Here is a 6,995-nt window from a genome sequence, read left to right on the forward strand (position 1 = left end):
GAGTGTACCCGTTTGCGAGAAATTCACGGTTCATGGGAAACGGGAACGCGAATTTGTCATTTGATTTCTGCGGGACGAAAATGTCCGGTTCGGCCCGATACCGCGGTTTCCTGCGTGAAAACCCTGACTTTTTTAAGGGGTGGATCGGGCGGATCCGGGCGCGGGCGGGCGCGCTGTTGGTTCGTGGTTGGTTCACCGTACGTTCGCCGTCGGTCCGCATCGTTGTTCAGGAAAAGTCCTAAAATTTTGAACAACCGACTTCGCTTTTGAAGTTTTTCTCCCCGTCAGGAACCACCTCATGCGCACGCCATCGCCCCGCGCGGGCACGCTCCGCAGCCGCCCGGTCGAGGGCTTCAGCCGCACGACCGTCGAGACCTTCGTGCCGGCGCCGCTCCCGCCCGACCCGCCGCTCGAATTCACCCGGGAGCTCCACGCAGAGCTCACGGACGTTCGCGCGCGGCTCGCCTATCTGGAGGGGCTCGCAGAGGGGCTTGCCGGTGGGTTTGAGGTGGATGCTTTCAACGTTCGTCGCACCTCGGGAAAGGCTGAAGGCCGGGACTTCCTGACGACCTTCCGCCGGATGACGATGCTTCGCGAAGCGGGCGCGTCCTCGGCCGTCGAAGGGATCCGGGCGGACTGGACGGCGCTCCTTCACCCCAACGCTTCGGAAGACAAGGAAGACGTCGCCGCCGTTGGTCGGCTCGTTCGGGCGACGGAGCTGCTCTTGGAACCTCCTTTCAGTCAAAACGGTCAAAACGGTCAAAACGGTCAAGACGGTCGGGCGGAGTGGATTGAAGGAAGCGATCCCTGGTCGGCGCTTCTCGCCGCGCACGCCGAACTCTTCCCCGGCGACGCCGGCGCGGGCGCCTTCCGCCGGGAGTTGGTCGGCGTGGGGCCGCGCGGGTCCTCCATCGAATCCGCCTACATCCCGCCGCACCCCGACGACGTGCCCGCGCTGATGAAGGATCTCGCCCGCACGGACCGGAGCGGGACGGATCCGCTCGGTCCGCTGGATCCGTTGATCTGCGCGGCGCTCATCCATTACCAGTTCGAAACCATTCATCCCTTCCGGGACGGGAACGGCCGCCTCGGGCGCGCGCTCATCCTACGGGAACTTTTGGCGTCGGGCGTCCGGGCGGCGGCGTTGATCGCGCCTTCCGTCCCGATTCTCGCAAGGAGAGGCGACTACTACGCCGCGCTCACGGCCGTGCGGGAGCGCGGGGACTTCGAGGGCTGGGTGCGGTTCTTCCTCGATATCCTCGGGCGGAGCGCCGACGAGGCGGCCTGGATCCTCCGCGGGACCCGGGCCGTGAGGCGGGAGGCCGAGGCGGCGGTCATGGCGGTCGGGGCGGGAGAGTCCGGGAGACCGGAGTCGGCTTCTTCCGCGGCCGGGCGCCGGAAGCTCGCCTTTCTGGACTTTCTGGAAGCGAACCCCGTGATCGAGATCGGCTGGGCGGCGAAGGCGTTGGGGTTGAGTTTCCCGACGGTGACCGCTCTGGTGGAGGCGTTCGTCGAGGCCGGGGTGCTCCGTGAGGTCACCGGCCGTAGGCGCAGTCGGCGCTTTGCGTGGGTCGGATTGGTCGGGCTCTGGGAGGAGGGGATGGGCGGACGATGACCGGTTCGAACAGCCGCCGACCTCACCTGTACTTGTCGAGGTTCGTCGGATCGAACGCCTTCCCCTCCCGCAGGCACTCAACAAGAGCGGCCCGCAGGAGCGCCTCGTCGGGCGCGAAGCGCCCGGCGGGGAAGGCCGCCTTGAAGCGCCGGGCGTAGGCCACGAGAAGCGCGTCGGTCGGGATCCGGGCCCATGCGTCCCCGGCATCGACGGGCAGGGCTCCGGGCGCGGCCGCGGGGTCCCCGGCCCCGGCCGCTCCTCCCTTCACGGTCGCCCCGACGCCCTCCCGCAGCGCCTCCTCCAGGGCTTCCTGGTAGACGGCCCGGTCCTCATCCGTAAAGCAGACGATCCCCACTTCTCCGGCAAAAGGATGCGCGAGCACGGTCGAGACCGCAATCCGGGCGGCCTCGCGGATGGGGTAGCCGTAGGACCCCGTCGAGATCGAGGGAAAGCGCACCGTCCGGAAGCCCTCCCGCAGGGCGATGTCGAGGGACGTCCGCCAGCAGGACGCGAGCGTCTCGGCCTCCCGCTGAGCGCCGCCCTTCCAAATGGGCCCCACCGTGTGGATGACCGCTCGGCAGGGGAGCCGGTAGGCGCGCGTCATCTTGGCGTCGCCCGGGGCGCAGCCCTTCAACCGGACGCACTCCTCCAAAAGTTCCCACCCGGCCTTCCGGTGAATCGCCCCGTCGACGCCGCCGCCCCCGCGGAGCGTCGCGTTCGCGGCGTTGACGATCGCGTCGACGGCTTCTTCGGTGATGTCGCCGGTCTTGACGAAGAGGGTGGGCATGAGGGGGCTCCGGAGGGCTGCGCAGAGATTTGGAGAAAGAGAGAAGGCGGCGCGGGCGCCGGATGCGCCTGCGCCGCCTCTTCAGACGATTCTACGAAGTGAACGGGGCTTCGCGGGCGTCCCCGGCTTCGGGAACGCCCGGCCCGCCGGTGACCGTCAGCCGTCAGTTGGGGAACATCTCCTTGACCTTCGCCGCAACGGCCTCACCCAACGCCTTGGTCTGCTCGGGCGTGAGGTGCACGCCGTCCGCCTGCTTCGGGGTGCCCACCACCGCGGCGGCGTCGAGGAACTCCGCGCCGCCCGCGCGCACGATCGGTTCGACGTACTTCGCGAGTTCGCGCGACTTCGCCTCGGCACCCTCTCCGATCTCACGGCCCCTGCGACGCCGGCTGCGGATCCGCCGGGCGCCACGTCTTCCCCCACTTGAGGAGCGCGTGCCGCCACCAGGCGAAGAACGTGGGGTTGACCTTTTCCAAGGATGACTCCAGCACGAGCCGCTCCTTGGGCAACGGGAGCACCGAATCCAACACCGTCACCGCCTTCGCCCACGCGGGGTTGGCGGCGAGCACGCGCCTCGAGAGCACCGCCCACCCGAGCCCGCGGGCGGCGAGCGACAGGGCGTGCGTCCCGGAATTGATGGACCAGAAGCGCGACGACACGATGAGGGGCGGCGGCGCGTCCGGGTCGCGGGCGGTGATGACGATCTGACGGTGCTCCCTCAATGTTTCGAGGCTCACGATCCCGTCGGGCGCGGACTGCGCGACCGGGTGCGTCTTCGCCGCGACCAACACCATCGGAATCGTCGCGATCTGGGTTTCTTCAAACTGGGCGGTCGTGCTGTCCTTGAAGACCAACGCCATCGACATGCCGGAATGCCGGAAGAACCAGGCCGTGTCGAAGGACGTGAGCGTCTCGATCTGAAGATCGACCCGGGGAAAGGCCTGGGCGAACGCTTCCAAGTGCGTCGCGATCATCGCGGGCGTCAGCCCCAGGTCCACCCCCATGTGAAGGGTCCCCGTCTCCGTATGCGCGAGCGATTCCGCGTCGCGCGCGAAGTGGCCGTAGTGCTCAAGCACCAGCTTCGCGCGGGGGAGGAGCTCCCGGCCGCGCTCCGTAATCCTCAGGGTTCTGCCGCGGTGAAAGAGAGGGTATCCGAGGACGCCCTCCGCCGCGGCGATGCGTTCCGACACGACCGACTGGCTGCGGCCCAAGCGCCTTGCGGCCTTCGAGAAGCTTCCTTCGGCTTCGCTTTCGACGAAGGCCTTCATGAAGTCGAGGTCGAGCACGTCGGACATGGTGAGCTCCTCTGCTGAAGATGGGTTGAAGAAGGACGGCGCGGCGTGCGAAGACGGAGGTGGGCGGGGCGCTGCCGGAGGAGCCCTCACGCAGCCCCACATGCAGCTCCACATGCAACCCTACATGCAGACCCGAAATGGCCGCCCACCGCTTTTCCGTTCACCTTCCGCAATCGCCCGGTACGTGGCGGATTCTGAATACGGGTGGTTGGATTATCCATCGGAATTTCCGATGGGTGCAAACTGGCTCCTCCGGAATTTTCCAACCATAATGAGCTCAAGTTCCACAACCCCCGGTTTTTTATGTCTTCACGGAAGGGGCTCACCGCCTCCTACGTCGGCTTCTTCACGGCCGGCTTCACCATCGCCGCCTGGGCGCCGCTCATCCCGTTCGTCAAGGAAGCGCTTCAGGCCAGTCCTTCTTCTCTCGGCATTCTTCTTCTCATGCTCGGCTTCGGCTCCATTCTCGGGATGCCGTTGGCCGGGTGGCTTGCGGTCACCTTGGGCCCCCGCCGCTCGATCGCGCTCTCGGGGCTGGGCTCGTGTCTCGCGCTCATTCTTTTGGCCGCCGTGCCGGGCTACCTCATCGAGTGCGCGTCTCTCTTCTTCTACGGCGTGACGTTGGGGTGCCTTGAGGTCTCGATGAACCTCTACGGTGCGGCGCTGGAGCGCCACCACGGGCGGCGCCTCATGTCGGGCTGCCACGCCTTCTACTCGATCGGCGAGGTGGCGGCCGCCGTGGCGGTCTCGGGCGCGCTCTGGTTCGGGCTCACGCCCTTCGCCGCGACCACGATCATGATGGCGCTTTTGGGCGTCGTCTTCATCTGGTCGCTCCCGGGCGTGCTGGAGCTCCCGCTCTGCCGCGAAGAGGAGGGTGCCTTCGAGATGCCCAAGGGCGTCGTGTGGGGGCTGGCGCTCCTTTGCGCCGTGATCTTCTTGGCCGAAGGTGCCATGCTCGACTGGTCGGCGTTGTTCTTGAAGGAAGAAGCGGGCGTCCGTTTGGAAGAGGCCGGGATCGGCTACACGCTCTTCGTGATCGCGATGGCCTTGGCGCGTCTGGTGGGCGACAAGCTCGTCACGAAGTTGGGCGCCGTGCGCATGGTCTGGGGCGGGGTGCTCCTGATGGTGGCTTCCTTGGCGGCGATGGTCGCGTTCCCGGTGCCGGCCGTCGTCTTGACCGCGCTCTTCATGATGGGGCTTGGAATCGCGAACGTCGCGCCCTTGATCGTCTCGGCGGCCTCCCGCCAGCGCACGATGCCCGCTTTGCCTGCCGTCACCGCCGTGACGACGATCGGGTATGCGGGGCTCACCGCCGGCCCGGCGCTTCTCGGGTTCGTGTCGGAATACTCGTCGCTCCTTCATGCCTTCGCGGTGCTGGCGGGGCTCCTCGTCGTCGTGGGGCTCGGGACGCGACGGGTGTCCGCGGCGCTCTGATGAAAGGCCTGCTTTGACGGCGGCGCTCCGATGAGAGACGTGGGAGGACGGTTCGACAGCCGTCCTCTCATCGTTTGAGGGGTGCCCTTGGCGGGGGCCTCCTGCGGGGCGTCTTTCGGAAGTTGTTCGCGACCGGGTCGGGCGCGGAGGATCTCCGCGCTCAACCTCCGGACACCGCGCGTCCCCGTCGGCAAGGCCCTCGCCGCCCATGAAAAACGCCCCGAAGCGGTCAGGGCTTCGGGGCGCTGCTCCAGCGCGTTGCTCGTCGCTGTTCGGGGCCGTCCAGACGATTACTTCATCACATGAACTGGGCGGGGTCGATGCCGCGGGCTTCGAGCCACTTCGACATCTGTTCGATTTCGGGACCCTGCGCGGCGATGATCTCTTCGGCGAGCTTCTTCATGTCGGCGTCCTTGCCGTACTTGAGTTCCACCTTCGCCATGTCGACCGCACCCTGGTGGTGCGGGATCATGCCGGCGGCGAAGGCCACGTCGGCGTCCGCCTGCATCATGCCCTTCATCATGCCGTCGTGCATGGCGGTCATGCCGGCGAAGAGCTCCTGGTGCATCGGGAGCATGTCGGCGTGGCTCTTGGCCTTTTCCTTCATCGCGTTCGGGTGCTTGATGATCCAGTCGTTCATGCGGGCGATTTCAGGACCCTGCGCGTCGATGATCGCCTGGGCGAGCTTGCGCATTTCGGGGTCCTTGCCGTACTTCAGTTGGACTTCCGCCATCGCGATCGCGCCCTGATGGTGCGGGATCATCCCGGCCGAGAAGGCGGCGTCGGGGTTCTTGTGCGTCATGCCGTCGTGCATCGCGCCGTGCATCTGGTTCATCCCCTGCATGAGTTCCTGCTGCATGGGCGTGAGCTTCGCCAGGTCGGCCTCACTCATCCCGGACATCATCATGGCGTGCGGGTTCATGCCGCTCATCCCGCCCATCGCGTGCCCCATGTGACCCATGTGGCCCACGGGGTCGGCGCCCGCGTCGCAGCAGGCGGGGACGCCGGAGGCGTCGTGGTGCGGCATCGCCTGGACGGCGAGGCCGGTGCCCAAAAGACCGAGGGCGGAGAGGACGAGGACGGTGCGCTTCATGTTCATGACGGGTTCCTTCTTCGAGAGGACGTCTCAGGCCTGCGGGGCCGGGGACGAGGAGATCGGGTGATCGGGGTTTGGGTTCGGGTTCGGGTTGTCGGTCCGGCCGGGGCGCGCCGTGCGGGTGCCGCCGCAGGGCGCGCCGCACCGGGCGGATGAAGGGCATTCTATGAGGGTTTTTGCTTAGGGTCCGGCCGCGGAAACAAACCTTCACCGAGGTTGCAGATCGGAAAGGGCGGGCTAAGAAACCGTATGCGCGGGTGAGCGCGTCTTTACGCATCTTTACGTTGAGGGACGGGCCGAGGTGGGATATGGGGCGGACGGGTGAGAAGGTCGGAGAGCCCGCGAGGGGCGCGGGTGGTCGGCAGGAAGCGGCGGCCGGGGTCGGGTTGCGGTGACCGGCGGGCGTCCTCCGGGGGCTTCCCGATCGGGAAGCGCGGCGCGCCGCGGGCGCACCCCGATCGCGTCGATAGAAAACGGCCGAAGCGGGGCCGCCGAAACGTCTGCCGCGAACCGGGAACGCCGCCCGCCCGGAGGAACCGTCGGACGGGCGGGCGGCCTCCCGCGGGCGAAGGCTCGAAGACAAGAAAAGGCCCGCACCGAGGAGCTCGGGCGGGCCGGAAAGGTGCCGGTAAAGGCACCCGGGCGGAGGCCGAAGAATTTCGACCGACCGGATGACGGCCTCCGACGGAATGGCGGCGGGCGCTCGGCCGTCGGGTGGTGAAAGCACCCTCGGCTCTTTCCTGAACTTCCTCGCTGCTGCGACTCTCA

The 6,995-nt window shown here is 67.4% G+C and carries 6 protein-coding genes and 1 pseudogene; 3 read left to right on the forward strand and 4 right to left on the reverse strand.

Annotation, left to right across the window (positions count from 1 at the left end; translation table 11 throughout):
• Window positions 1-242, forward strand: a 242-nt coding sequence (locus HMPREF9440_RS11610; RefSeq protein WP_216586048.1) for a hypothetical protein, incomplete at its 5' end; no start/stop codon positions are given.
• A gap of 56 nt (window positions 243-298) precedes the next feature.
• The gene (locus HMPREF9440_RS00725) at window positions 299-1,615 is read left to right on the forward strand and encodes a Fic family protein (protein ID WP_008540510.1); all 1,317 of its coding nucleotides are present in this window, start codon (window positions 299-301) and stop codon (window positions 1,613-1,615) included.
• Window positions 1,616-1,907: 292 nt separating this feature from the next.
• Here the strand turns inward: HMPREF9440_RS00725 and HMPREF9440_RS11760 are convergent.
• From HMPREF9440_RS11760 to HMPREF9440_RS00735, 3 genes and pseudogenes are all read right to left on the reverse strand, one after another.
• Window positions 1,908-2,402, reverse strand: a pseudogene (locus HMPREF9440_RS11760) (O-acetyl-ADP-ribose deacetylase); the annotation flags it as partial.
• A 163-nt stretch (window positions 2,403-2,565) separates the two neighbouring features.
• Window positions 2,566-2,712 carry a hypothetical protein gene (locus HMPREF9440_RS11095; protein ID WP_008540515.1) on the reverse strand — a complete coding sequence of 49 codons (147 nt, stop codon included), beginning with the start codon at window positions 2,710-2,712 and terminating at the stop codon, window positions 2,566-2,568.
• A gap of 58 nt (window positions 2,713-2,770) precedes the next feature.
• On the reverse strand, window positions 2,771-3,697 hold the full coding sequence (locus tag HMPREF9440_RS00735) for a LysR family transcriptional regulator (protein ID WP_008540518.1): 927 nt from the start codon (window positions 3,695-3,697) through the stop codon (window positions 2,771-2,773).
• Window positions 3,698-4,000: 303 nt separating this feature from the next.
• Between HMPREF9440_RS00735 and HMPREF9440_RS00740 the strand changes: the two genes are divergently transcribed.
• Entirely contained in the window at window positions 4,001-5,131 is a 1,131-nt protein-coding gene (locus HMPREF9440_RS00740; protein ID WP_008540522.1) for an MFS transporter, read from the forward strand.
• Between the two features lie 298 nt (window positions 5,132-5,429).
• On the opposite strand, the gene copM is transcribed toward HMPREF9440_RS00740, so the two are convergent.
• Window positions 5,430-6,230, reverse strand: coding sequence for a CopM family metallochaperone (gene copM, locus HMPREF9440_RS12365; RefSeq protein WP_050816035.1), 801 nt, complete (start codon window positions 6,228-6,230; stop codon window positions 5,430-5,432).
• Window positions 6,231-6,995: the final 765 nt, after the last annotated feature.

It is taken from the genome of Sutterella parvirubra YIT 11816 (assembly GCF_000250875.1).
Taxonomy (GTDB): domain Bacteria; phylum Pseudomonadota; class Gammaproteobacteria; order Burkholderiales; family Burkholderiaceae_F; genus Sutterella; species Sutterella parvirubra.